Origin of the sequence: Burkholderia sp. A2, assembly GCF_001729305.1 — a bacterium.
In the GTDB taxonomy this organism is placed as follows: Bacteria; Pseudomonadota; Gammaproteobacteria; order Burkholderiales; family Burkholderiaceae; genus Burkholderia; species Burkholderia sola.
The window spans coordinates 318-1,048 of record NZ_LZXX01000059.1; the positions used below are offsets into that span (position 1 = coordinate 318).

Annotated in this window: 1 protein-coding gene; it reads right to left on the bottom strand. The window is 72.9% G+C overall.

Translation table 11 applies throughout. The features are described 5' to 3' along the window. Nucleotides 1–731: ATP-binding protein (locus tag A9Z05_RS05410; protein ID WP_371090632.1), on the bottom strand; the 731-nt coding region annotated here is incomplete at both ends.

Consider the following 731-nt stretch of genomic DNA (forward strand, 5'->3'; position numbering starts at 1 on the left):
GCCGCGATCCGCAGCGCGAGGAACAGCTGATCGCGCGTCCCTTCGCTCAGCCCGGCGACCTCGACCGACGTGCCCCTCGTGCGCCTCGCATACAGCGCGGGCGGCGTCCGCTCGGTATCGACGGTCAGCTTCGCGAATTCGCCCAGCGTAAGCCCGGCGAAAATCTCGCCCGCCCGCCGGAGCATCGGCCCCTGCTTCTGGTCGCGGTAGCGGTCCGTCGCCCACTTCAGCAAGCGGCTCGCCGTGGCTGCCTCCAGATACTGTTCGGCCGCGTCGCCCATCGCCGCCAGCGCCTCCTGCCGTTTCGACTCGGCGACGGCCGCGTTCGCCTGGCCGTCGATCGCGCCGAACGCCTGATCGGCCACGACCTGCTGCTGCGCCAGCTCGTTCAGCCGCTTGCCCACATCGCCGAGCGACTGCTTCACCGCTTCGAGATGCGCGGGCACGTCGGCAATGTCCTGTTCCGCCACCTCGGCCTCGACGGCGGACCGGGACAGCCCGTCGCCGTCGCGCACCAGCGCTTCGTGCGCGGCATCGACCGCCTGCCGAAGCTGGCGCTGCCGATCCGAGCGCTCGGCCAACGGCAGCGCCGCGTCGATCGACGCGACGCCGGCCAGTTGCAGCAGCGGCTGGATGCGCGCATCGGCGCCCGCCACCGCGGCGGCCGCGTCCGCGACCTTGGCGTCCGCCTGCCGCACGGCCTCGTCGGCACGATCGATCGCCCGCGCGAC